Origin of the sequence: Paenibacillus sp. FSL K6-3182, assembly GCF_037976325.1 — a bacterium.
Lineage (GTDB): Bacteria > Bacillota > Bacilli > Paenibacillales > Paenibacillaceae > Pristimantibacillus.
In genome coordinates this window covers 7,171,230-7,196,066 of sequence record NZ_CP150265.1, presented here as the reverse complement: position 1 = coordinate 7,196,066, position 24,837 = coordinate 7,171,230, and the positions used below count along the sequence as shown (strand labels likewise).

The window sequence follows — 24,837 nt, the reverse complement described above, 5'->3', positions numbered from 1 at the left end:
AGCAATGGGCAACACAGGAAAACGATTGTTTCAATACGCCATGCTTTATAAAAAACCGATCCTGCTTGCGCTTCTTCTGCTCGTGCTTGCTGTATGCGCAGAGCTTGCAGGACCGCTAATTGCAAAACGGATGATTGACCAGAATATTCTCGGCATCGAGAAGAAATGGCATGAAGTCGAAGCAAAACAAGAGTATGCGGTTCTTTATAAAGATAAATGGTATAAGCGCGAGGATCACTTTGCCGCTTCGGAACAGAAGGGCAAGGAGGTTCGCGTGCTGCAGGTTGGACGCAAATTTTATTGGCTGGAGGATGCGCTGGCATCCGATCAAGGCAAACGTGTCGTAGAGGGGAACAACCTCGCGGTGACAAACAAGGAAACAGGCGAAACGGTCTCGTATCCAGTAACACAGCTTACATCACAAGAGCTGTATTCCTTCTATAAGCCGGAGTTTCCGGCGTTAATGAGGCTAGCAGCTATGTATTTCGGATTTTTGCTGCTCGTAGCTGTCTTCACCTACGGACAGCGGCTAATGCTGCAAACGTCAGCGAATCGTATCGTGCGCAAGATGCGTACGGATATCTTTGCTCACACGCAGCGGCTGCCGGTCAATTATTATGATAATTTATCAGCTGGGCAGGTTGTCTCGCGGGTGACAAATGATACAGAAGCTATACGCGAGCTGTATGTCGCAGTACTGGCGAATTTCTTTACAGGTGTTATTTATATGGTGGCTATTTATGGAGCCTTGTTCTTGCTTGATGTGCGCTTGGCGCTTCTGGCTTTGCCGCTTGTGCCAATCCTCATCATTTGGATTATCGTTTACCGGAAATTCGCTGCTCGTTATAACCGTATCATTAGATCAAAGCTGAGTGAAATCAACGGAATGATCAATGAATCGATACAAGGGATGACGATTATCCAGGCGTTCCGCCGTCAGAAGGAAACGACGAAGGAATTTGAGGAAATGAATGAGCATTATTATAAATATCAAAACAAGCTGCTCAGCCTCAACTCGGTAACATCGCATAATCTTGTCAATGTTATACGGAATACATTGTTCCTCATTGTACTCATTATGTTCTGGGGCGATTCACTCCGCGGAGCGGTATCGGTCGGCGTGCTTTACGCATTCATTGATTATATGAACCGTATGTTTGCGCCGATCGTTGGTATCGTAAACCAGCTATCCAATCTCGAGACGGCACGCGTATCTGCAGAGCGAGTATTTAAGCTGATGGACGAGGAAGGAATCGATGTCGTTTCCGGCAAAATGGACCGATATAAGGGCGATGTTAAGTTCGAGGATGTTTCTTTTGCTTATAAGAAGGATGAATATGTGCTGAAAAATATTTCCTTCCACGCTCAACAAGGCCAGACGGTTGCGCTAGTAGGCCATACCGGCTCAGGCAAAAGCTCGATTCTTAATCTGTTGTTCCGTTTCTACGATTCGAATGAGGGCAAGATCATCGTAGATGGCACTGATGTACGCGATATGCCGAAGCAGCTGCTAAGGCAGCATATGGGTATCGTTCTTCAGGACCCATTCCTATTTACCGGAACGATCGCATCGAACATTAGCCTTGATAATCCAGAGATTAGCCGCGAGAAAATTGTACAGTCGCTGCGTGACGTTGGCGCTTACGACATGTTCAGTCAGTTCCAAGGCGGCATTGATGCACCTGTTATTGAGAAGGGAAGCACACTGTCTGCTGGTCAAAGGCAGCTGATTTCCTTTGCAAGGGCGCTTGCTTATGATCCCGCTATTCTTATTCTCGATGAGGCAACAGCCAGCATCGATACAGAGACCGAAGCGATCATTCAAGAGGCGCTTGATGTACTGAAGAAGGGCCGCACGACGTTCGTCATCGCGCACCGCCTGTCGACGATTCGCAGTGCAGATCAAATTCTAGTGCTTGATCGCGGCGTCATTGTGGAGCGAGGCAGCCATGATGAACTTATGGAGCATCGCGGCAAATATTACGCGATGTATCAGCTGCAATTCGGCGCAGCATCTGCATCATAGAAAACGGCAAAAAAAGGCTAAGCGAGAGTCATCCCGCTTAGCCTTTTTTATTTGGGCAGATATTATCGTTTGTTAGTACATCAGGTCTTGAAGCGGCTGATCGCCTCATTCAAGGTAGAAGCTAAATTACGCAGCTGCTCGGAGGAGCTTGCAACCTCCTGCATGGAAGCAAGCTGTTCTTCTGACGCCGCAGCGACACGCTGCGAGTTTCCTGCGGAATTAGCCGTTATGCCCTCAAGCGCATCTAGCGAAGCTGCAATTTGCTCGCTGCCAGCTGACATTTGCTCCGACGCTGCGGATACTTCTTGTACTTGACTGGAAACATCACGAATGGAAGTAACGATAGAGCGGAAGGACTCGCCGGCTTGCGCCGAGATGTTAGAGCCGAAACGAGCGGCTTCCACAGACTGCTCCATTGACGAAACGGCTGTTGCAGCATAACTTCCGATGCTATGCAGTATAGTTCCAATTTGCTCGGAGGATTCCTTGGAGCGTTCAGCCAGCTTGCGGATTTCATGGGCAACGACAGCAAAACCTTTGCCGTGCTCGCCGGCACGCGCCGCTTCAATAGATGCATTAAGCGCAAGCAGATTAGTCTGATTGGCTACATCGCCGATCAAGGCGAGGATGCCGCCAATTTTGTCACTCTGCTCCTTCAACTCATGCAAGGTCGTTACCGTTTCGACTACATTGGACTCGATAGTATTCATTTGATGCAATGTTTGATCAATAACGGTCTCGCCTTCCGTAGCCATTGCCGTAGTGTCCGCTGCCAGATCAGATACAGAAGAAGTCGACTCTGCAATTCTTTGAATGCCGATCGTCATTTCTGTCATCGCGCGCTGGCACTCTTGCAAGCTTTGCAGCTGTGTTTCAGAGCCGGAGGCAACTTCTTGAATAGCCTCGGTTACTTCTTCAGTCGCACGGGAGGTCTGCTCTGCACTCTGCTGCATGTTGAAAGCCGAGCCAGCCACCTCATCGGATGTTATTCGAATGCTGCCTGTAAGCTGGCGAAGGCTTGCGATCATTTCATTAAAGGCGATAGAAACTTGAGCTATTTCATTGCCTCCTTTGACCGCAACGGCAAGCGTCAAGTCGCCTTTCGCTGCTAATGAGGATACTTCCGCAAGTCGTTTGAGCGGCTTCAACGTCATTCTTACGAGTACAACAATGATAAGTATGGCAATAAAGGCTAGCAGCGCTGCAATCCCTATGCTTTTCCAAAACATAAGATTTAAGGCATCATCAATTTGTTTGAAATCAACGTCGATGCCAAATATGCCGATTAATTTGCCGCTTGGGTCTTTTACGCGGGCTAAATAAGAAATCCACTGCCCATATTCATCTGTAACGACTTCAGTCAAAGCTGATCCCTCATTTAGGGCATCATCAATTTTACCAGCGAACTCGTCACTCATTTCATACTCATCTCCAGGACCAAGGCCTGCGGCGGAGAGAGACTCATTGCTCTGCATCATCTTTATAAATTTCTTTCCGTCGCGTTCAATCACCTCAGGCATATACACATATGCATTTGCGACGATATCGTTCTTAATCATGACGTCGAGCTGCAGCTTAAGCATCTTGAACGTAGCATTATTGGTATCACGCCCAGCGGATACTTCGTTGTATCCAAAAGTAACCAGATCATGACCAGCTTCGATTTGATAACCAAGCGTTTGTCCAATCCGTTCAATTTCATCTAAATAGGATTTTTTCTGCGAGCTGTAGGATAAATACTCGGTGACGCTAATGACAATAACGAGGAGAATGGCTAATACGATGGAGCTGGTAACGACTAAACTTCTGTCCTTAATTCGGAACATGCAATCACACCCCATAATGAAAAGTTAAGATAAGATAAGTTATCGTCGAATTATGTCGAAAAATGAATAGTAACAATACAGTCCATTTTTTTACAATTCAATGAATGACATCTGTTATTACAATAACAAACTTTTATTAGAGAAATACGGGGCTTTATGTTAGAAAAGTGTTCAATTGCAGCATGTCTTCAGCCAACATTCAGCGGGGATTAAAGGAGGCTTAAGTTTTATTGTCTATGCTAGGTCTTGTAACAACAAATTTGAAAGCGAAAGGTGGAATATTCAATGAAGAGAGCAAAAGCTATAACAGCAGGTGCTATTGCGCTAACGCTTGCCTTAGGGGGCGGAGGCCTATGGGCTAGCCAATATGTAAATGCGGCAGCAGCAAGCAGCGACACAAAGCAAGAGCAAGGTGCACAAGCAGATAGCAGCACAGCTAAGAAGGATCATGAAGGCAGACATGGCGGTTTCGGACGCGGCTTTCAACAAATACAGGAACAGTTAATAACGTACTTAGGGCTCGATGAAGCGGCGCTTCAGACTAAGCTGCAAACGTCAACGCTGGCAGAGGTTGCAGTCGCGAGCGGGAAAACGCGAGCTGATCTTAAGGCTAAGCTTGTTGAATGGCTGGAGGCAGCCGAAGCAGCTAATCCGAAACCTGACGCAAAAGTAGAAGCAGACAAGCTTGCAAAAACTGGACAACAGCAAGCAAAGCCGGATGCTGCTGCACAGGCGGAGAAGCTGCTTGATTCCAAAGGATTAGGTTTTGGCAAACATGGCGGCGGTGGTGAAAGAGGAGGCGGTTTTGAGAAAAACGTAGATGGCATAGCTGCAGCGCTAGGCATAACGGCAGATGTATTAAAGACGGAGCTTGAATCAGGCAAGACCTTGGCAGCAATCGCTGGGGAGAAGGGTGTTGCGATCCAAGTGATCATTGACGTGCAAGTAAAGGATCAAAAAGCGAAGTTGGCGGAGGAGCTGGCAGCGGGAACGATTACGCAGGAGCAATATGATACGAAGCTGGCTGAGGCTGTCGATCATGCAACAAAACATGTAAATGGAGAAATCCCAGCGCGTGGAGGTCATGGCAAGGGTGGACACGGCGGAAAAGGACCGCGTGGCGAACGTCCGAGTGATGCTGCAGTGAAAAGTGAATCCACAACGGATACCTCCGCAGCAGCAACTCCAGCTCCAACTGCATAACAGTTTTGTAGGCGAAATATTCAATAAGTCCGTGTAGACTTTAAAAAGATGAAGGAGCTGCTCCGCGGTCTATGACCTTGAGGCAGCTCCTTCATGTCTGTTGTCTCGCTTATTCATTCTTACCGAGAAGGAGTGCCAGCTCCTGTGGCGGCAGCGGTTTACTGAATAAATAACCTTGCAGCTCATCACACTGCAGCTCCGTACAGAAATTCGATTCGGCAATCGTCTCCACGCCTTCTGCAACAACCTTCATATTCATGCTATGTACAAGCTCAATAATTGCTTTGACGATCGATGATTTTTTCTCGTCATTCGTAATGCCTTGAATAAAGGAACGATCCAGCTTTACGTCTGATATAGGCAGGCGCTGCAGCTGATTCAAGGATGAATAACCCGTGCCAAAGTCATCGATTGATATTTGAATGCCAAGCCCCCGAAGGAAAAGAATGGTCTCGATCACTTGATCCATATTCCGCATAAATACACCTTCAGTAATTTCAAGGCTTACATATTGCGGATCAAGGCCGGTGTCCTTTAACGCTTTGACGATCATTTCAGATAAGTTTCCTTGGTAGAAATGTCTTGCTGAAATGTTCACTGAGACGCATATATACTGCAATCCTTCATCCTGCCAAGCTTTATTTTGCCGGCAGGCCTCATGGAAGACCCAGCTGTCAATATCTAATATAAAACCTGATTGCTCGGCAAGTGGAATAAACTTATCGGGCGGAATCATGCCAAGCTCGGGATGACGCCAGCGAATGAGCGCTTCAATGCCGCATAGCTCGCCGGTTGCAGCATTTATTTTTGGCTGATAATGTAGCGAGAACTGTTTGTTTTGCAGCGCATTATAAAGCCCGTTCTCGATCTGCATCTTCTCTGTCATCGCGGACACCAGCGTTGGCTTGAAAAACCGGTAGCAGCCGTCACCTTGCTCTTTGGCGCTATACATAGCAATATCGGCGTTTCGGATAATGGTATCCATATCGCCGCCATCCTGCGGGTACACGCTAACGCCGACGCTAACGGTTAAATAAAGCAGCGTTTCGTCGATCATAAAAGGCTCATTGAAGGAATCTACGACGGCTTGGGCATTTGCAGCAAGTTCATCTTCATTCTCATACTGTCCGACAAATACAAACTCGTCTCCACCCAATCGGAAGACGTTGCATTCATCAAACACCGCTGCTCCGAAGCGTTCTGCTGCCTTGCCGAGCAAAATATCTCCTACAGCATGTCCAAGCGTATCATTAATTTGCTTAAAGCGATTGATGTCAGCGAACATGATGGCTATCGGTTTTTTCATAGCAGCGTTCATAGTGATCATGTCTTGAAAATGGAGTGTGAATTGCAGCCTATTCGGCAGACCAGTCAGCATGTCGTAATAGGCAAGCTGATGCAGTCTTTCCTCCGATTGCTGCAATAAATAAGTTTGAGCCTCCAGCCTCTCGTTGCTTCGCTGCGATTCTTGAAACATGTGAATGAGATTGGTTGACATATGTTTGAAATTAGCAATCAACGAATGAATTTCTACAATGCTGCTTCGTGGCCATTCCAATGTGTTCATCTCCTGAAGCTTTAGCGGAAGGTTCGTTGTTGCTCTCGCTAGCCGAGTTAAACTGCGAGAGAGCCACCAATTAATGAGATACGCTAGAATGACGGCAAAGAAGGCAAGCCCGATCATATAAGCAAAATGAATAAAATATTTGGAAAACAAATATTTTTGATGGTTTTTAATGGGAAAGTCAATGTAAACAAGCCAATCTGTTGCCTGAAGTTTATCTTTATATATCAAATTTCCATCATACCAGGTCTGGAAATGCCAAGAGTATTTTTTTATGTCAGGCATGACTAAATACGATTTTTTGTTCATGGGAGTAATGCTGCTTTCTTTGGAGAAATCAAGCATTTCACCTACAGTCTCAGGCGCGCTGGATGCAATAACTTTATGGTCGGCGTTCGTCACAGATATGATAGAATTCCCGAAATGTTTGCCAAGGGCTAGTTGAAGGAAAGCAATCTGATCTTGCTTATCTAGATCTGTGCTAACCGCCTGCCATTTATCCAATGATTCTGAAATGCGATTGACTTCGATCGAGGAGATTCGCTCGGCATATAGACTTACTTCTTTAATTGAGCTCAAGCTGTTAATGAAAATGTTGAGTAAAAACGAAAGGAATACGATACCGATGGAGAAATGAAACAGTACCTTGCTGAAGGAATTTGGTCCTTGCTGCGAGCGGGCAAACCCACTCCATTTGCGCAGTGGCACGTACTGGTAGATAATCTCAGCGAACAGTGCGTTAAATAGGCCATTCATGGCAATAATTCCTGCAATAAGAAGCAAATCTTGCGTTATGAGCGTTGAATGAAAGGAGTAGAACCAATAGATAGTGGGCATTCCGACTAGAACCCAGAAAACGGCGTCAATCCCAAACAGTTGATTCTTGTATTTGCGAAGAAGCAAGCCCGTAAAGGCAGCTTCAATAAGGATGATGTAATGAAAGAGGGGCTGCTTTAATAAAAAAGTGCCTAGGAATAGGACAACTGCGCTCATTAAGAGTCCTGGCCAGTAACCGAATAATCGCAAGCCAAGAAGTGTAAATAGACTCGTTAATGAAAAGGTAATGCCATACAAAAATTGAAAATGGTTCGACTCGGCGATTAGCGCAAGAAGCGCACATAAGGCAAATGCGAAAGCAATCGTCAATTGTTTGTTGTGCTGCTGAAACAATGGGTTGCTCACCGTCGGCCTCCTGGAAGTGTGACAAAACCTTTTACGTTCAAATAAAAGGGTGCCGAAGCACCCTGACAAGGCTAGGAACGTAAAAAGAGTTTGATTATTTTCCCTGTTATTCGACAATTTTTTCTAATATCCTGCTTTTGTTTCAGGAAGATACTGTTAAACCTTTAAAATATCGTGATCCACATAACGTTCGCCGTTTAATTCGCTAATGATGTTAATGGCAGCTTTTGCCCCATCCCCTGCAGTAACGACAGCATGCACGCTTACGCCAGCAACCGTTCCTGCCGCCCAAATGTTGTCAATATTCGTTTTACCAGCCGCGTCGACCGCAATAACGGTTTTGATACGAGGCTCGGTACCCGGTTTTGTAGAGATCCCGATATGCTCAGCCAGCTCAGTCGAAACGCCTGTTGCAATAAGTACATGCCTTCCTTCATAGCTTCCGCCGTCTGTTTCCACCCGCAGGCCGTCAGTGATGGCAACGATATTTTGTACGGTTTCCTCCTTGAACTCTGCTCCGAATTTCTCAGCCTGTCGTTTGCCTGTATCCACAAGGTCAGAGCCGCCAATTTCTGATATTCCGTAGTAGTTCTCGAACCAAGCGCGTTTTGTCATTCCTTTGTTGTTCTCAAACACGAGCGTCTTTTTTCCTGCTTTTGCAGTAAAAATGGCTGCACTTGCTCCAGCCGGACCAGCACCAATAATAACGATATCGTACATACGACATACCTCCAATAATGGTTGGTTTGATTACTTCACTAGTATATAAACGGCAGCTTGAAAAAAGCAAATGGCTTGTCCTTCTCTTGTTCACATCTGTTCACAATATATTCTAAAATAAGGCGTTGTTTTAAATAAAATCGTTTGATATAGTTCTATTATCGAACTGTTTCATAATAGAATTAATTTCGTGGATATTTAGAAACTACATAAAGGGGGACACCAGTGTGGATCGAGCATCATTGAAACAACTCATCGATCGCTACGAAGCGGCTAATTTTCTTGTAAACCGTCGATTAAATGCGATGATCCGCGAGTTAATGCCAGATGATCTAACGGTAGACCAGTTTGCGACACTACGTTATTTGCATTCGAAGGAAATGAGCACATCATCCGAATTAGCGGACATTTTTTGCGTGGGCAAAAGCTCAATAACCGCGATCATTACGCGATTATTTGATAAAAACTTGATTCAAAGATTTCCAGATGAGAAGGATCGCAGGGTCATCTATTTAGCGCTAACCGAGGAAGGCAAGCAGGTTTGCGACCTCATGGAGGATAAGATACAAGTGCTGCTGGCCAAATACATTAATCGTTTTGAAGAGCAGGAAGCGAACTGTTTTATCGAAACCTTCGAGAAGCTTGCTAAAGAAATGATGAATCCATAGTTTTATTATATTTGAGGGGGAACAAAGATGAGAACCGTTTTGAAATTTAGATGGTTTGTCCTTATATTGTGGCTTGCTGCTGCCGTAGGCTTAATGCTCAGCGCGCCGAATATGGAAGAGCTTGTTCGTACGAAAGGGCAAATCAACGTGCCTGATGGTTATTCTTCGTCAGTCGCCAGGGACCTGGAGAAATCGATTGGCGGAGGCGATAATGCAGGCGCCAGCAGCGGAATGCCAACTGTACTTGTATTCCATAAGGACGGCGGTCTGAAGGATGCCGATTTAGCGGAAGTGAAGAGAGGAATCGATGAGCTGAAGAGCAAAGGCGAGGCTATCGGGGTTCTCTCCGTGACGACTCATTTTGATACCAAAGAGCTTGAGGAGCAAATGGTATCGAAGGATGGAAGCACCATCCTTGCGCTCGTTAATGTCGAGGCTGGCGACCGTGAGCTTGCTGAGCTGAGAGACGGTCTCTATGAGACGATTTCAGATGTGAAAGTGGAGCATTATTATACAGGGAACTGGCTTATTTCTGAGGATGTTGTACAAAGCTCGCAGGAAGGGCTTAAGAAAACCGAGTTTATTACGCTTGGATTTATTTTAATTATTTTGTTTGTTGTATTCCGTTCTGCGATTGCGCCACTCGTACCGCTAGTGGCCGTTGGATTTACTTATTTAATATCACAATCCGTTATTGCGTTTTTAGTCAAATATTTTGATTTTCCGCTTTCCAACTTCACGCAAATTTTCTTGGTTGCCGTATTATTTGGGATCGGCACAGACTATTGCATCCTGCTCATTAGCCGCTTCAAGGAAGAGTTGACGCATAGCAGCGGCAACAAGACAGAAGCGATTGTTCAAACTTACCGTACTGCAGGAAGAACCGTATTATTTTCTGGCTTAGCTGTGTTGGTGGGATTCTCAGCAATCGGATTCTCGACGTTTATGCTTTACCGCTCTGCCGTAGCCGTTGCAGTTGGTGTTGCGGTACTGCTTATCGCATTGTTTACGATCGTGCCGTTTTTTATGGCGGTGCTGGGTACAAAATTGTTTTGGCCGGCGAAAGGCTCGCTTGAGCATAAGCCGAGCAAGCTTTGGGGTACAGTGGGTAAGTTTTCACTAAAACGCCCTTTGTGGGCGCTCGTTATTTTGGCAGTAATTATCGTACCTTTCCTTACAGCGTATAAAGGCACAATCTCTTTCAACTCGCTGGATGAGATTGGCGATAAATATGACTCTGTTAAAGCGTTCAACATTATTGCGGATAGCTTTGGACCTGGTGATTCACTGCCTACTACCGTTGTGGTCAAAGCTGATAAACCGATGGACACACCTGAGGGGCTTGCTGTACTAGAGCAAATCAGCCGCGAGCTTGCGAATTCTGGAGGCATCAAGGCCGTTCGCAGTGCAACTCGTCCGACAGGTGATGTAATGGAGCAATTTCTCGTGGCAGATCAAGTTACCACCCTTGAGAGTGGGCTTGGTCAAAGCGGCGAAGGCTTGGGCAAAATCGGTGATGGTCTCTCCGAGGCAAGCAGCGCGTTAAGCGAGAATAAGCCGAAATTAAATGAAGCTGTTGACGGCGCCGGTAAGCTCGTTAATGGTACGAATGAGCTGAAGGCTGGGATTGTACAGCTTGGCGCAGGTTTGAAGAAGATTCAGCAAGGGCTGCAGGATGGATCTGCAGGTGCGGGAGAGCTTAGCGAGGGCTTGAAGCAGGCGCAGGCGAGTGCGGAGCAGCTGGCAGGCGCGAGCCGTAAATTGCTTAGCAGCTACGAGCAGCTAGGCGGCGGTCTTGGAAAGCTTACAGGTGCATATAGCGCGATTGCATCTGAACAGGAGAAGCTTGCGAGCGGGTTATCCGGCGTACAGCAAAGTCTGACTGCACTTCAGGAAAGTCACCCAGAGCTGCAAACCGATGAGACTTTTAAACAAACCATGCTTGCTCTTGGAAATCTCCAGCAAGGAGCAGCAGGAATCAGCGGGCAGTTGTCTCAGCTTAATGAGCAGCTGACAGGCATTTCAGCGGGAATGACACAAGCGAATGCCGGTTTCTTGCAAGCAAGTGAAGGGCAAACGGCGCTAGCTTCGGGTCTTGGCAAGCTTGCTGCAGGACTTGGAGAACTGCAAAAAGGAATTGAGCAGGCAGCCGCAGGCCAAGGTCAAATTGTATCGAAGCTGCCTGGTGTCACGCAGGGCTTTAATGAACTATCAGATGGACAGAAGGAACTGCAGGCAGGGTTTGCATCGCTAAACGATCAGCTGGGCGAATTGACCGGCGGTTTGGATCAAAGCGTTGATGGCTTATCGAAGGTAACCGATGGACTCACATCCGCGGGCGGATATTTGAATAGTCTAGCGGAATCGCCGAATAAGCAAATGACGGGCTTTTATATTCCAGAGGAAGCCATTGCGAACAAGGAATTTCAGGCTGCCCTTAATGTGTATATGTCGGAGGATCGCCAAACAGCGAAGTTCGATGTCATATTTAAAGGCAATCCGTATGCACAGGAAACGATGGCGCAAATCGACGGACTGGAAGCAGCTGTTCACCGCGCGATTCAAAACACCGATTATAACGGATCACAGGTAGCTGTCGGCGGTGTAACGAGTATGAATAACGATTTGAGCAATATTTCAGCGTCGGATTATTCGCGTACGGTTATTCTCATGCTCATCGGCATTTCAATTATCCTTATCCTTTTGTTCCGCTCGATCGTCATGCCGCTTTATATGATCGCATCGCTTCTCGTTACGTTCTATTCCTCAATGGCGATTGCAGAAGTCATATTCGTAAGGCTGCTTGGGCAGTCGGGAATTAGCTGGGCGGTTCCATTTTTCGGGTTCGTCATGCTCGTCGCACTAGGAATTGATTATAGTATTTTCTTGATGGATCGCTTTAAAGAATACCGCCATCTGTCGCCTCAGGAAGCCATTTTGGAAGCGATGAAAAACATGGGTACGGTTATTATGTCTGCAGCCGTTATTCTAGGCGGAACATTCGCAGCGATGCTTCCTTCAGGAGTGATGTCACTCCTGCAAATTGCAACTATTGTGCTTTGTGGACTGTTCATCTATGCATTGTTGATGCTTCCATTATTCATTCCAGTTATGGTACGCACTTTCGGTCCTGCTAACTGGTGGCCGTTTATGGGACGCAAACAGGATGCTGAGAAAACGGATCGTTTGCATAGCGGTCAAACGCTTAAGGGTCACCATGTTTCGCATGATTCAACTCACTAGTTAATAAAGCAGGGTTATCCAGGGTCTTTGGTGCATGACAAAGACCTATGCGATAACCCTTTTCTTGTTACTTAACGTCCGGCCAATTCGTATGGAACTATAGCTGCATTCGCATTTTTCACGGACCCATCGAGAAAGGCGCTGATTTGCTGCTGCTGCTCAGTTAACAGACGCTGCAGCTCTTCTGCTTGCTCTTTGCTTGCGGATGCTTCTTGTTCGGCGCGTGTTACCAGCTTAAGCAGATTAAAGGATTCAATCGATAATCCAAGCTTAATCCGAATTTTCTCATTCCGGAACGATTCGGCTTTTGGCGATGGGCTGCTGCCCTCCGCTTTATTGTACTTTGTTTTCTCAGGAAGCAGCTGTAATGCTGCACGACCTTGCTCGGTAATTTTATAGACTTTTTTGGCGCCATCCTCTAAGCGAACGGAGACGAAGCCGGATCCCACAAGCATTTGAAGCGTGGGATAAATGGAGCCGGCACTGGGTACATAAAGTCCGCCAGATTGCTCCTCTAGAGCCTTCATCATCTGGTAGCCGTGCATTGGCTGGTCGATGAGCAGCTTCATAAGTGCAGCCTTCACGCCGCCGCGGCCAAAATAACGCTTGCTGCTGCGCGGATTGACTTTAGGCTCTTCCTTGCTATGTTGATGATGCTCTTTGGAAACATCGTTAGTAGACATCTTCAAGTTAAGTCACCTCGATCTTTATGATAAGGAAAGCTTTTGTTTTTCAATGCTTGAGGGTGAAGTGAAACGTAAGGGATCGCTCATCAACTGTCATTTGGAATAAGCTTACTCTACTTACAGCATTGACAATGATAATTATTATTATTTACAATTTATAAAATAATATTGTTTATCAAGGATGTGAGCGCGCATGTCGCAGCAACCGAATCAAACAAAGTACGGTGAAATGTTCTATATTGGCACGGAGGAAGTTAAGCTCCCGTCGCTGCACCATATGCAGTTGAACAATCGAGAGGAGCAATGCTTTGCGTTTGTGCTTCAACATAAAATAAAAGTTTCCATTGTGAAGAAGGGGCAGCACACGACTAAAAAAGCCGTTGGCGGTGAGCTGTTTCTCATTCCGTCCCATTGTGAATGTACGCTGCTTAATGAGGGCAACCATCTAGCTGAAATCGTACTTATTCGCTTCCGAAGCGGTTCGACAGCAGCAGGCGCGGAGATGCTCCCTTACCGAGACAGTATGGGATTAAAACTGCTGAGGCTGCCGCAGGCGAGAAGCTGGCTTCAGGACTTTCAAAGCGACTGCGGTACTGATGATGTGGTTTTATACTATCAGCTGCAATCACAGCTTTATGCAATGGTGGCTGCGCTCATTCAGTCCGTCCAGCAGCCGAGAGAGACCGAAGCTGATTTAATTGGCTACGTCGAGCAAGCCAAGCAGTTTATGATTGAGCAGTTAAGTACACCGATGGATATGGAGGAGCTCGCAAGATCCTCAGGGGTGAGTACAAGCCGTTTTTATCAAGCCTTTCGCAGTTATACAGGACTTACACCGCTTAAATATATGACCAAGCTGAGGCTCGATGCTTCTATGCGCATGCTCTCGGGTACGTCCTCTTCCATCGTCGACGTGGCCCATTCCGTCGGCTATCCTGACGAGTACTATTTTAGCCGGCTGTTTAAGAAACATATGGGACTGGCTCCTACGGAATATGCCCAGCTTGCGAAGAAACGAGTAGCCACGCTTGTATCTGTGTTCGCGGGCGACCTATCAGCTATCGGAATGCCTACTTGCTTGTCCTTTATTCGTTTGAGCACTCATCAGCATGAACGGGTGCTCCAGCAGCTGCGTGAAGCGGAGCCGGATCTCATATTGGCAGGTATGCTGGATGAGGAAATGTACGCGGCATGTTCGGCTATCGCTCCGGTTCTAATGCTCGATTGGAAGGCTTATTCCTGGAAGGAGCGGCTGCTTGAGATAAGTAATGCATTAGGCTTGTCCACCGTAGCAGAGCGCTGGTTGTCCTATTATGAGATGAAGGTGCAAAACGCGCGTGAGCAGCTCAAAAATAGTCTAGGCGATGAGCCTATCTTAATTGTTCATGCCGGAAAAACGGGCTTTCGAATATTTGGCCCGCGCCGCCGCAAGATGAAGGACCTTTTTTATGACGATTTGCAAATGACCTATCCGAAATCGGCACACCAGATCGGATTTCTTGATACGAGCTCGCTAAGGGAGATCGCTGAACTAGGCTGCAGCAGCGTTCTCTTCCTCGTACCAGCGGAGGCTTCCCGTGATTATTGCAATCAGCTGGAGGAGGGCTGGCGCCGATTGAGGGAAAAGGATGCACGCAGAAGATGTATCTTTATCGGCTATCACGACCGGCTGAACTATAATCCGACCGTCCACGATGGGCTCATCGATGAGACAGTGAGGCATTTGATGAGTTGCGCGCAATAAATGAGGCGCTCGTTCCATTTTATCTGTGGTATTCTGCAAAAAAAAAGAAGAGGTCAGCTGTATTGATTGAAGCGCATGTAGCCGATAAATAAAGTAATGGTTATGCATCATTACTTTATGATCGGGAGGGAATTTATGAAGCTCAATCAAATGGGCAAAGCACTATACCCGCTCTCGTTAATTATCATGATATCTTTCATAAGCGGTTGTACGCTTAATCCAAATAGTCCGGAACCGCTTGAACAGACACCAGCTCCGAATAAGGTGACTTTAAAAATTGTTGAGAGCCTAATGACGCCGCTACGGACAGTGGAATTAGACAAATTGATTGCACAATTTGAGCTCGACAATCCAACCATTGAGATTGTGAGAGTTTCGTCAGAATACGAGACCGCTGATCAGACGATCTTGACGATGCTGGAGCAGAACCAAGCGATTGATATTGTTGAGGTGCGGGACGTTACGGTACATCAGCTTGCGGAAAGTGGTCTGATAACCAGCTTGGAGAGTTATATTTCATCATGGAGCAATTATATGCTGCTTAACAATAATGCAAAGCTGATGTCTAGAGATGCAGGCGATGTTGCTTATTATATTCCGAGCAGTCTTTATCAAGTGCAGCTTTATTATCGCAAGGATTGGTTCGATGCCAAGGCGCTGCAAGTGCCAGAAACATGGGAGCAGCTCTTCTTTGTCGGCAAGCAATTGACGAAGCCGATGGAGAGGATATACGGCTTTTCCTTTCGAGGAGGCAGTGGTGCCGTTAATACGTTGTCTTCAATCGTTCAGGACTATAACGGAGAGAACGTCGATATAAGCGATTCCATGTTTAATACGGATGGCTCGACGATATTCTCAGGCAAGCGGGCAGCAGAGGCTGTTGAGCTTTACAAGAAGATTTATACAGAGATCTCAGATCCTGCGTCCATAGATTGGGGCTTTAATGAACAGGTTCAAGCATTTGTGAACGGCAATGCGGCTTTGCTTATCCAAGACTCAGACGTGATAGAGATGATCAAGGAAAAGCTGGAGAGCAGCCAGTGGGCAACAGCCCCTTTGCCTACAGGGCCTGATGGGATCTCTCATTACAACGTTGGTGCAGCCGGCTGGGGGATTGCTTCCCAGTCTAAGCATAAGGATGAGGCTTGGAAATTCATTTCCTATTTGTCATCGATTGAGAACAATCGTGCCTTTGCTGATGCCTCAGGCGTTATATCCATCTATAACAATACGATTGAAGAGGAAAAGTATTCTACAGGACCGTATGCCCCTTATATGCTGATGGCAAATGACCCCGATCGGTTTCAGGGCGTAAAAAAACCGAGCTATTATAAAAATTACAGTCAATTTTTTCAAATGGGAACGGATTTGGGTCGACAACATTTGATGAATATCATTTCTACGGAGGAATTGCTTAAGCAGTTCGATGATTTTTGGCGGAAGCAAGGAAAACAGGAGCGAGATTAAATGACTGGAGGATGCTGTAGGCATGTTAGTTTCAAATGCCCAGCACCTCCTTTTTTAATTGGATGGATAGGCGATGTGATCTCGTATGAAGCGAGTTGCACAGGGCAACATGTAAGGATAGAGCTTGTGCCTTGACCAGAGTGCAGAGCCGCATATACGATAGTAGAAGTTATCTTTTTTTATCGCTGGCTAGCGATTGCAAGACAATAAGGAGGAACATTAGTGAAGCAGTTATTGGTTGTTTTTACAGGCGGGACCATTGGAAGCAAAAAGCAGGGAAACGGCATCGATGTTAATGACGCGGGATCTTATTCGCTTATAGATGATTATATCAACAGTGCTGAGCAGCGCGATGATGTTAGACTTGATGCGATACAGCCGCTTAACTTGTTAAGTGAAAACATGACGACCGAGGATTGGATTGCGCTTGCAGAGGCTGTCCATGGGATAGATACCGACTCGTATGCTGGGATAGTCATCACCCATGGTTCGGATACGCTGGCTTATAGCGCAGCGATGATCGGTTATTTGTTCACAGATACAAAAATTCCAATTGTGCTGACCGCCAGCAATTACCCGGTTGCCGATGAAAGAAGCAATGGGCGCCGTAATTTTGCAAATGCAATCGATTTTGTAGTGGATGCACAGCTGCCGGGCGTATTTGTCGTTTACGAGGATGACAAAGGGGATGCACTTGTTTACTTAGCAACTAGAGTTACGCAAGCGATGTCCTTTACGGATCAATTCGGCAGCCCCTACGGCGTGCCGTACGGAAAGATGGCAGATCGAGTGTTCAACTGGCTGGAGCATGAGAGAAATCCAAGACCGGAAGCGCTGAGTACTAAGCCTAAAGCGTCGTTTGCATGGGAGCCGGACACCCTTAAGCTCGATTCCAGCATCGTCTATATTCGGCCATATCCGGGCTTGAATTATTCGCTGTATGATTTTACAACGATTCGGCCGAAGGCGATCCTCCATGATTTGCATCATTCGGGTACTGCAAGCGCAATAGAAGCAGGGCCGTACTCGCTTCCTGCGTTTATTGCAAACTGTAAAAAGCTTGGCATCGATGTATACATATGTCCGATCCGAGATCGTTCGGCAGCCCTATATTCGTCGTCACTGCGCCTTATTGAAGCGGGTGCCATTGTAATTGAGAAGCTATCGGTTGAGGCTGCAATAACGAAGCTCATGCTCGCATATGGTCTATATGATGATAAAGCACAGGCAAAAGCTTTCGTAACGGAAAGTGTTTTGTATCACGAACATAACGAGGTGTAAAATGATTATAGAAAAGCTGGTGCTTTTGACAGAAAAAGCAGCAAGCATTTTGCCTTTTTATAGGGATGTGCTGGCATTGCCGGTTATTCGCTCCGAGAAGGACAGCTTTACCGTTCAGGCAGGCTGGAGCGAGCTGACTTTTCAAGAGACTGGTGATCAAGCTGCTGAAGCGTATTGTTATCACTTTGCCTTTACGATTCCAGAGAATAAGCTTGAGGAAGCAAAAAAGTGGATCGAAGCGCTTGTTCCGATTGGTACGGAGGCAGGTCAGGATGTGTCGTATAGTGAATCATGGAACTCGCATTCTGTTTATTTTGAAGACCCGTCGGGTAATATTTTAGAGCTGATTGCTCGCCATACGATGGATAACGGTGTTGACCGTCCCTTTGACCCGCAGCAAGACATTCTTTGTATCAGTGAAATTGGCATAACGACCAGCGACGTTCCTACAGCAGTCGATCAATTTGCAGAGCTTGGCATCATGACCTATAGGACGCGCAATGACAATTTCAATCCAATCGGCGATGATAATGGTATATTTATAGTGGTTGGAAAAGGAAGACGCTGGCATTTTACGAACAAAACCGCAGAGAGCTTCCCAGTTGTTGTGACCGTGCGCGGGCTGGGTGAGCTGTACTTGGTGGAAGGCGAGCAAGGCTTGTTGATTGAAAATAAAAAGTAGAGGAGCATTCAACGATGGGAGAACATTTAAAAGTAGGGGACCAGGTCCCGAATTTTAAGCTGCAAGCATCCAATGGCAAAGAAGTTGAGCTTGCGGATTACTCAGGCAAGAAGCTCGTTATTTATTTTTATCCGCGCGACATGACGCCTGGCTGTACGACTGAATCATGTGATTTTCGTGACTTTAATGGCGAGTTCGGCACGAACAACACGGAGGTAATCGGAATCAGCCCAGATGATCTTGCCTCCCATGAGCAATTCGTAGACAAGCATGAGCTGCCATTCCTATTGCTGTCTGACACCGAGCATACGGTTTCGGAGCTGTTCGGCGTATGGAAGCTGCGGAGCTGGAACGGTGAGGAGTTTATGGGTATCGAGCGCTCGACTTTCCTGCTTGATGAACAGGGCAAGCTTGTTAAGGAATGGCGCAGCGTAAGCGTAGATGGACATGTGAAGGAAGTACTTGAAGCGGTAAAAAGCAGCTAGCTTTTTCATTTGCATAAAAAGAGGCTCCTCTCGAAGCGTGATATTCGCTTCAAGGGGAGCCTTTTAGTTTTATTATTATTTGGTCTTCCACGAAGGCAGTTGGCTAACATAGCTGTCAGATAAGTTGAGGAGCTCTAATGCACGCTGATACTCATCTTCTGTCGCAGCCTGCTCCGTAATGCCGTCTCCGGCTAAGGAATAGTGCTTGCCGTCCTCATATCCGCTGCCTGACATGAATAGCTCTTTGCTGCTTAAGAATGAGCCAGTCGGGAGATAATAACGTTGTGGCAATACGTTATACGACTGATTAAACAAGTCTTGGCCGAAGTGGATATGATCATCCAAGGAAATGCCAAGCATGTTCGCGATCGTAGGCAATACGTCAACTTGACCGCCAAGCTGATCGAATACTTTGCCTTCAGTTACGCCTGTCGATGCAACAACGAGCGGAATGTTGATCATATCGGTGTAGCTATATTCATGACCATAAATTTCAGCCATAAGCGCTTTGTCATCACGATCCAGCGAGTACACTGGAAGGCCGAGATGGTCACCGTATAACAAGATTAAGCTGTTGTCCCAAATGCCGCGTTCCTTCAAATCTGCAATGAATTCGCCAAGGGCGAAGTCAGCGTAGTTTTGTGCACGGATATAATCACCAACAAAAGTTTTCTCATAACGCTCAGGGAGCGTCATTTTGTATTTGTCAGCAGGAATGGTGAATGGGTGATGTGATGTCATCGAAATAACATGGGAATAAAATGGTTTGCCATTCTCGCTCATGCGTGACATTTCAGCAGCTGTTTTCTTGTAAAGCTGCTCATCGGAAGCACCAAAAAATACGGTATCTTCATCTCCAAAAAACTTCTGATCGTAGTAACGGTCGAATCCAAGCGCTTTGTAAAGCTCGCCGCGATTCCAGAACTCAACAACATTCGTATGGAACGTAGTTGTATCATAGCCGTTTGCTTTCAGCAGTTTCGGCAAGCTCGGAAGCTCTTTGTCGGCATAAATCATCGTTGCTGCGCCGCGTGGCGGAATATAGAAAGACGTGTTTACGACGAATTCCGCATCGGATGTATTGCCTTGGCCGACTTGCTGATAGAAATGCTTGAAGTAATAGTTTTCGTTGACCAGCTTATTAATGTTAGGCGTAATCTCTTTTCCGTCAATCTTCAAATTGACGAGGAAGTTTTGAAATGACTCCATTTGAATAATGATGACGTTTTTGCCTGCTGCTGTTTTCCACAGCTGCGGAGCTGCAGGTGTTTCAATCTTTTTGACGGAATCGATTTTTTCTTGCGTGATATGATTTGGATCAACAAAGTCAATCGTTTTGTTTTTGAAAATCATATAAGCCTCGTAATTGAGTATGCCCATTTGCTCCGCTTTGACGATCTCATTCATGCTGGCGCGGTTAGGCAAAATATTGAACAAGCAAAGCGCAATTGAAATGCTGAACAGGGCAAGGACAAGGCGTTTGCTTTCCTTGACGGAGCTTTGTTTCTTCCAATTCACGGCTTTCTTAGGCCTGAACAGCAGCACAGCCATAATGATAATGTCGATAAAGATGAGCAAGTAGTAAGGGTCCATCAGTGAAAATACGCTATTTTTTACCGCGGTGACTTGGTTTACCTGCTCTAGAGCGAGATAGGTTACAATAACGCCGTAATACTTGTAATACATAATGACGGCAAATAATATGAGTGTCATTACTAGATTTGCTATTAAATAGTAAATAAGTTTACGTTTCGAAGCGAACCACTCTATGAGACAATAAACAATGAGGACAAACGGAATTTCTTTTAAAATAGTAGTCCACGAAAAACCATCCTCGAAAATGACCATCCAAGCCAGATAGCTTTTGAGAAGCATGATAAATGAAAAGAAAAGGATGGGACGAGTGCTTAATAATCGTTTTGGAGTTAAAAATGTCATATAACCGCCTACCTTTCACAGCAAAAACTGGCCATCTCACAGAGGCAGCCAGGCCGCTAATCATAATATACGTTCGTTCTGTAAATTCTTATCCATTATGCTCCTAATTATAGTCGAATGTCAAAAGGCAAAAGGCTCCTCCATGTCCAATCATAATTTATTGTAAATAACAAATTTATAAGGATTTTTGTTTATTCCTATTCATTACAACATTTCCAAGCTATTAGATTGAAACATTATTGCTGATTTAGTAGTCTATTAACTAGATGCTATTAGACAAACCATGATTACAAGTATAATTACATGAAATATATGTAAAAAATTATGTTGGAGGCTTATCATGAAAAAAAGAAGAAGAAGGCTGCTGCTGTTTATTATTGTATGCGCAGGAATGGTGTTTGGTTACTCTTTATTTAATAAGGATGAGACAACCACGATTCCGCCAAAGCAAGCTTCCGCTGATGGTTCCGCTAACGGCGGGGAAGTGTCGGGCAGCATAGGTTCTGAGCCTACGGATAAGCCGAGCGGCGGAACTCCAACAGATGGACAGCCCATAGCTACGGATAAGCCTAACTCAAGCAATAACGGTAATGGCGGCAAGGGCTCTGGCACAGGAAAAGCAGAGCAGACTGAAGACGGAATGGTCGTTATTGCTAAACCAGAGGATATCGCGGTGCTTGTGAATAAGCAGCACAAGCTTCCGGAGGAATACAATCCCACGGATTTAGTTTATCCTGACGTTCGGTTTATATTTGCAGAGAAAATTGAAAAACGCTTGATGAGACAGGATGCAGCTACAGCGCTTGAGAAGCTGTTTGCAGCCGCTGAGGAAGACAACATCCAATTGGCCGGTGTATCCGCTTATCGCTCGCATAAGACGCAAACAACGCTCTTTGATCGCTATGTGAAGAGGGATGGACTCGAAAAGGCAAGAACCTATAGCGCTCTACCTGGTACAAGCGAGCATGAAACGGGACTAGCGATCGATGTGTCGGGTAGTGACGGCAAGTGTGCGGCTGCCGATTGTTTTGCAGATACAAAGGAAGCGCAGTGGCTTGAGAAGTATGCACATGAGTACGGATTTATCATTCGTTACTTGGAAGGCAAAGAAAAGATTACAGGCTATCAATATGAGCCATGGCATTTGCGGTATGTAGGTGTGGATGTGGCTACTGAGATGGCGAAGAGCGGAGAAGTGCTGGAAGAGTATTTTGACGCGGTTCCTGTTACAAAATAAGAAGCAATAGCGCAGCGCAAGCTATATTCGGATAAGCCTTATTGTTCATAAAGGATAGTCGCTTGCGCTGCTTGCTATTGGTAATGCCCTTCGTTAGATCTTTGCTTCAAACGTTTTGCAATCTGTTTCTTCGGAGTTGCTGGCTTGCTTGCCGCGATTGCTGACCACATAAATAGAAGAGGCGCCGCAGTGATTACCTGCTGCCCAGAACTTGCATGAATTCACTTCGCACAGTACATCCTTAGCCATTGACAATTCACCTCCTCTCTATATAGGATGGACAAACGATATATCGTTTTATACTCAGGAAGGATGGATAGATATGGGAGTTAAGCTTTATTTTAATCATGACGCCGGTGTAGACGACCTGGTATCGCTTTTTCTTCTTTTGCAAATGAAAGATGTTGATCTGCTTGGGGTATCCGTTATTCCAGCCGACGGCTATTTGGAGCCTGGCATCAAAGCCAGCAGCAAAATCATTGACCGCTTTGGCGACCCTGTCAAAAATAAATCGCTTGAAGTGGCTAGATCAAATTCACGCGGTGTAAACCCATTCCCTGCTGAATGGCGTATGCATACGTTTTTTGTGGACGCGCTGCCTATTTTAAATGAATCAGGAACGATTAACACGAAAGTATCTGCGCTGCCAGCGCATCAACATATGATTGAACAGCTTCGCAAATCGGATGAGAAGGTGACTTTGCTGTTTACAGGTCCGCTTACTGACCTAGCAAGAGCGCTGGATGAAGCTCCGGATGTGGAAGCGAAGATTGAGAAGCTTGTATGGATGGGCGGCACGTTTAATGAGAAGGGCAATGTTCAAGAGCCTGAGCATGACGGAACCGCAGAATGGAATGCCTTCTGGGACCCTGAATCTATGCACCGCGTATGGGCAAGCAGCATTCCGATTTTGCTTGTTGCGCTTGAGAGCACGAACAAAGTACCTCTTACGATGGATGTACGCAACCGCTGGGCATCGCTTCGCAAGCATGAAGGACTAGATTTTGTCGGTCAATGTTACGCTGCATGTCCTCCACTTGTTTATATGGAGACGAACTCGACATATTATTTGTGGGATGTGCTTACGACAGCTGTTGTCGGCAACCCGGATCTCGTGGAAATTAAGACGGTACACAGCGGCGTGATTAAGGATGGACCTAGTCAAGGCCGTACGGTGGAAGTGGAGGGCGGTCGCCCGGTCAGCCTTGTGTATGATGTTGATCCTGTTCGATTCTTCGATTATATTACGGACCTTTCTGCAAGTGCGGTTAGCTACAATGTTAAGCAAGACTAAACCATAACAAAAAGCGCAGCTTCGAATGAGTTACACTCATCCAAGGCTGCGCTTTTTTTAAAATATAAGAAAGTATATTATTTTCTCATACTTAGCTTATATTTCACGGTCTAAGCTGCTTCAGTGTCAGAAGGACGCCGAAGGCGTTTTAGCTTGTTTAATCCATTTCATAAATTGAACCTGATTTGCTGGCATAAAGCTCGGCGTATACCTTCTCGGCGTAAGCATCGGTCATACCCGAAATATAATCCGCAACAAATCGCGGCCAGCTCCATTTGTTCTTATGGATCTCGTAATTTTCTATCCAGTCTGGCGGAATGATAAGGCGACCAGATTCTTGAACCTTGAAGCTGTCCCATAACCGTCTTATCATAATTTCACTGCGCATCTGCAAGCGCTGAACACGGAAATCCTTAATGAGTGTTACCCATGCAAGCTTCTTCAAAATCTCCATCGTGCGGAGTAACTCGATATCCTGTTGCCCATTGTTGACGAACGTGACCTTTTTCCAGCTGCGCGATGTATCGTCTATAATGCCGACTTTGCTTGCAAACAAGCTGACCCAGCGCGCTTTCATCTCCCGCCTTGTACGCGAGGCTTCGCGATCACAGCTTGCATACAGCTCCTGCCACTGCTCGAAATAGGAGACGAGTACACGCTTCACCATCGCAGGGATATCGACCTCACCCCAGCCGATTCCGGTATTGCCTTTATCCTCGACAATTTCCTGAACAACATGATCGATAAGTCTGCTGTCTTCAAAGAAAGTGCGATTCATTTGGATTTTACCTGCACGTATGCCGTCTTCGATGTCATGTGTGGAATAAGCGATGTCATCACATAAATCCATGAGCTGTGCTTCCAATGTTGAGCAACCTTCTGGAATTTTCCATAAATGGCGAAGCTGTTCAATCTCTCCCCACTCTGTGCTGTATAGCCCTTTTAGACGGCCAGGCTCACTGAGACTAAAAGGGTATTTATTAATAGCAAGCAAGACAGCTGCAGTTAAATCAAGGCCGCTTCCGCTTCCTGCCCTTTTCTCTAAAAACATCAATATTCGAAAATTTTGCGCATTGCCCTCGTATGGTATGCCATACTCCTCCATGAGCAAATGGTTGAGCACTTCTTCCCCTTTGTGTCCAAAGGGGGGATGACCCAAATCATGCGCGATCGCGGCAATCTCGACGACAGCGGGATCTAATATGAGCCCCGGATGCTCTTTGCGTGCAAGGAAATCATATTGTTTGCCTAACTTGCGAGCAACCTCGCGTGCAATCTGCGACACTTCGAGAGAGTGAGTTAGCCTTGTTCTATAGTAATCGCCCGTACCTGCGCCAAATACTTGTGATTTACCTTGCAGGCGGCGAAAGGCGGGAGATTGAATGAGTCTCGCATAATCTCGTTCATACTCATCTCGCTCCTCGCTTAAAGTACCGAGCGCTTTCTCGTCCAATCTAAGCTTGCGTATGTCCATCGTAAGTCCTCCAGTGCCGTTTATGCGGGTAGTATTGAAATATATTAGCTCATCTAGTACATGTTGTAGATAGGTTTTTTTACGTCTTAAATTAGGAAAAATGCTTTGTTGCTTGAA

The 24,837-nt window shown here is 46.0% G+C and carries 18 protein-coding genes; 11 read left to right on the top strand and 7 right to left on the bottom strand.

From position 1 onward, the window contains the following. Positions 1–4 precede the first annotated feature (4 nt). Complete coding sequence (locus tag MHH56_RS31470) at positions 5–2,026, top strand: ABC transporter ATP-binding protein (RefSeq protein WP_339205460.1); 2,022 nt, start codon at positions 5–7, stop codon at positions 2,024–2,026. A gap of 80 nt (positions 2,027–2,106) precedes the next feature. Here MHH56_RS31470 and MHH56_RS31465 read toward each other — a convergent pair whose 3' ends face one another. Beyond that, positions 2,107–3,852, bottom strand: coding sequence for a methyl-accepting chemotaxis protein (locus tag MHH56_RS31465; RefSeq protein ID WP_339205459.1), 1,746 nt, complete (start codon positions 3,850–3,852; stop codon positions 2,107–2,109). A gap of 285 nt (positions 3,853–4,137) precedes the next feature. Here MHH56_RS31465 and MHH56_RS31460 point away from each other — a divergent pair, with 285 nt between their 5' ends. Then, complete coding sequence (locus MHH56_RS31460) at positions 4,138–5,055, top strand: hypothetical protein (protein ID WP_339205458.1); 918 nt, start codon at positions 4,138–4,140, stop codon at positions 5,053–5,055. 109 nt (positions 5,056–5,164) lie between these two features. On the opposite strand, the gene MHH56_RS31455 is transcribed toward MHH56_RS31460, so the two are convergent. Further along, a complete protein-coding gene (locus MHH56_RS31455; RefSeq protein ID WP_339205457.1) occupies positions 5,165–7,801 on the bottom strand; it encodes an EAL domain-containing protein in 2,637 nt (878 codons plus the stop codon). Between the two features lie 156 nt (positions 7,802–7,957). Then, the gene (locus MHH56_RS31450) at positions 7,958–8,521 is read right to left on the bottom strand and encodes an FAD-dependent oxidoreductase (protein WP_339205456.1); all 564 of its coding nucleotides are present in this window, start codon (positions 8,519–8,521) and stop codon (positions 7,958–7,960) included. 227 nt (positions 8,522–8,748) lie between these two features. Between MHH56_RS31450 and MHH56_RS31445 the strand changes: the two genes are divergently transcribed. Further along, positions 8,749–9,189 carry a MarR family transcriptional regulator gene (locus MHH56_RS31445; RefSeq protein ID WP_076266311.1) on the top strand — a complete coding sequence of 147 codons (441 nt, stop codon included), beginning with the start codon at positions 8,749–8,751 and terminating at the stop codon, positions 9,187–9,189. A gap of 27 nt (positions 9,190–9,216) precedes the next feature. Continuing rightward, the gene (locus tag MHH56_RS31440) at positions 9,217–12,432 is read left to right on the top strand and encodes an MMPL family transporter (RefSeq protein ID WP_339205455.1); all 3,216 of its coding nucleotides are present in this window, start codon (positions 9,217–9,219) and stop codon (positions 12,430–12,432) included. 71 nt (positions 12,433–12,503) lie between these two features. On the opposite strand, the gene MHH56_RS31435 is transcribed toward MHH56_RS31440, so the two are convergent. After that, entirely contained in the window at positions 12,504–13,115 is a 612-nt protein-coding gene (locus MHH56_RS31435) for a PadR family transcriptional regulator (RefSeq protein ID WP_339205454.1), read from the bottom strand. A 196-nt stretch (positions 13,116–13,311) separates the two neighbouring features. Between MHH56_RS31435 and MHH56_RS31430 the strand changes: the two genes are divergently transcribed. The 5 genes from MHH56_RS31430 to bcp all read left to right on the top strand — a co-directional run bounded on the left by MHH56_RS31430 (position 13,312) and on the right by bcp (position 18,777). Further along, the gene (locus MHH56_RS31430) at positions 13,312–14,862 is read left to right on the top strand and encodes an AraC family transcriptional regulator (protein WP_339205453.1); all 1,551 of its coding nucleotides are present in this window, start codon (positions 13,312–13,314) and stop codon (positions 14,860–14,862) included. A gap of 135 nt (positions 14,863–14,997) precedes the next feature. Then, positions 14,998–16,329 carry a sugar ABC transporter substrate-binding protein gene (locus MHH56_RS31425; RefSeq protein ID WP_339205452.1) on the top strand — a complete coding sequence of 444 codons (1,332 nt, stop codon included), beginning with the start codon at positions 14,998–15,000 and terminating at the stop codon, positions 16,327–16,329. A 222-nt stretch (positions 16,330–16,551) separates the two neighbouring features. After that, positions 16,552–17,610 carry an asparaginase domain-containing protein gene (locus tag MHH56_RS31420; RefSeq protein ID WP_339205451.1) on the top strand — a complete coding sequence of 353 codons (1,059 nt, stop codon included), beginning with the start codon at positions 16,552–16,554 and terminating at the stop codon, positions 17,608–17,610. 1 nt (position 17,611) lies between these two features. Beyond that, complete coding sequence (locus MHH56_RS31415; protein WP_339205450.1) at positions 17,612–18,292, top strand: VOC family protein; 681 nt, start codon at positions 17,612–17,614, stop codon at positions 18,290–18,292. Between the two features lie 14 nt (positions 18,293–18,306). Further along, a complete protein-coding gene (gene bcp / locus MHH56_RS31410) occupies positions 18,307–18,777 on the top strand; it encodes a thioredoxin-dependent thiol peroxidase (RefSeq protein WP_339205449.1) in 471 nt (156 codons plus the stop codon). Positions 18,778–18,852: 75 nt separating this feature from the next. On the opposite strand, the gene MHH56_RS31405 is transcribed toward bcp, so the two are convergent. Continuing rightward, entirely contained in the window at positions 18,853–20,715 is a 1,863-nt protein-coding gene (locus MHH56_RS31405; protein WP_339205448.1) for an LTA synthase family protein, read from the bottom strand. Between the two features lie 340 nt (positions 20,716–21,055). Between MHH56_RS31405 and MHH56_RS31400 the strand changes: the two genes are divergently transcribed. Further along, the gene (locus tag MHH56_RS31400; RefSeq protein WP_339205447.1) at positions 21,056–21,952 is read left to right on the top strand and encodes a M15 family metallopeptidase; all 897 of its coding nucleotides are present in this window, start codon (positions 21,056–21,058) and stop codon (positions 21,950–21,952) included. Positions 21,953–22,045: 93 nt separating this feature from the next. Here the strand turns inward: MHH56_RS31400 and MHH56_RS31395 are convergent, their stop codons facing one another. Then, positions 22,046–22,201, bottom strand: coding sequence for a DUF1540 domain-containing protein (locus MHH56_RS31395; protein ID WP_076266302.1), 156 nt, complete (start codon positions 22,199–22,201; stop codon positions 22,046–22,048). Positions 22,202–22,274: 73 nt separating this feature from the next. Between MHH56_RS31395 and MHH56_RS31390 the strand changes: the two genes are divergently transcribed. Then, on the top strand, positions 22,275–23,246 hold the full coding sequence (locus tag MHH56_RS31390) for a nucleoside hydrolase (RefSeq protein ID WP_339205446.1): 972 nt from the start codon (positions 22,275–22,277) through the stop codon (positions 23,244–23,246). Positions 23,247–23,403: 157 nt separating this feature from the next. On the opposite strand, the gene dgt is transcribed toward MHH56_RS31390, so the two are convergent. After that, the gene (gene dgt / locus MHH56_RS31385) at positions 23,404–24,720 is read right to left on the bottom strand and encodes a dGTP triphosphohydrolase (RefSeq protein WP_339205445.1); all 1,317 of its coding nucleotides are present in this window, start codon (positions 24,718–24,720) and stop codon (positions 23,404–23,406) included. Between the last annotated feature and the right edge of the window lie 117 nt (positions 24,721–24,837).

Excerpts from the sequence above, each read along its gene's own strand:
- MHH56_RS31465 (WP_339205459.1), bottom strand. The coding sequence starts at position 3,852 with ATGTTCCGAATTAAGGACAGAAGTTTAGTCGTTACCAGCTCCATCGTA.
- dgt (WP_339205445.1), bottom strand. The coding sequence starts at position 24,720 with ATGGACATACGCAAGCTTAGATTGGACGAGAAAGCGCTCGGTACTTTA.
- bcp (WP_339205449.1), top strand. The coding sequence starts at position 18,307 with ATGGGAGAACATTTAAAAGTAGGGGACCAGGTCCCGAATTTTAAGCTG.
- MHH56_RS31450 (WP_339205456.1), bottom strand. The coding sequence starts at position 8,521 with ATGTACGATATCGTTATTATTGGTGCTGGTCCGGCTGGAGCAAGTGCA.
- MHH56_RS31470 (WP_339205460.1), top strand. The coding sequence starts at position 5 with ATGGGCAACACAGGAAAACGATTGTTTCAATACGCCATGCTTTATAAA.
- MHH56_RS31440 (WP_339205455.1), top strand. The coding sequence starts at position 9,217 with ATGAGAACCGTTTTGAAATTTAGATGGTTTGTCCTTATATTGTGGCTT.
- MHH56_RS31415 (WP_339205450.1), top strand. The coding sequence starts at position 17,612 with ATGATTATAGAAAAGCTGGTGCTTTTGACAGAAAAAGCAGCAAGCATT.
- MHH56_RS31400 (WP_339205447.1), top strand. The coding sequence starts at position 21,056 with ATGAAAAAAAGAAGAAGAAGGCTGCTGCTGTTTATTATTGTATGCGCA.
- MHH56_RS31435 (WP_339205454.1), bottom strand. The coding sequence starts at position 13,115 with ATGTCTACTAACGATGTTTCCAAAGAGCATCATCAACATAGCAAGGAA.
- MHH56_RS31405 (WP_339205448.1), bottom strand. The coding sequence starts at position 20,715 with ATGACATTTTTAACTCCAAAACGATTATTAAGCACTCGTCCCATCCTT.
- MHH56_RS31430 (WP_339205453.1), top strand. The coding sequence starts at position 13,312 with ATGTCGCAGCAACCGAATCAAACAAAGTACGGTGAAATGTTCTATATT.
- MHH56_RS31390 (WP_339205446.1), top strand. The coding sequence starts at position 22,275 with ATGGGAGTTAAGCTTTATTTTAATCATGACGCCGGTGTAGACGACCTG.
- MHH56_RS31460 (WP_339205458.1), top strand. The coding sequence starts at position 4,138 with ATGAAGAGAGCAAAAGCTATAACAGCAGGTGCTATTGCGCTAACGCTT.
- MHH56_RS31395 (WP_076266302.1), bottom strand. The coding sequence starts at position 22,201 with ATGGCTAAGGATGTACTGTGCGAAGTGAATTCATGCAAGTTCTGGGCA.
- MHH56_RS31425 (WP_339205452.1), top strand. The coding sequence starts at position 14,998 with ATGAAGCTCAATCAAATGGGCAAAGCACTATACCCGCTCTCGTTAATT.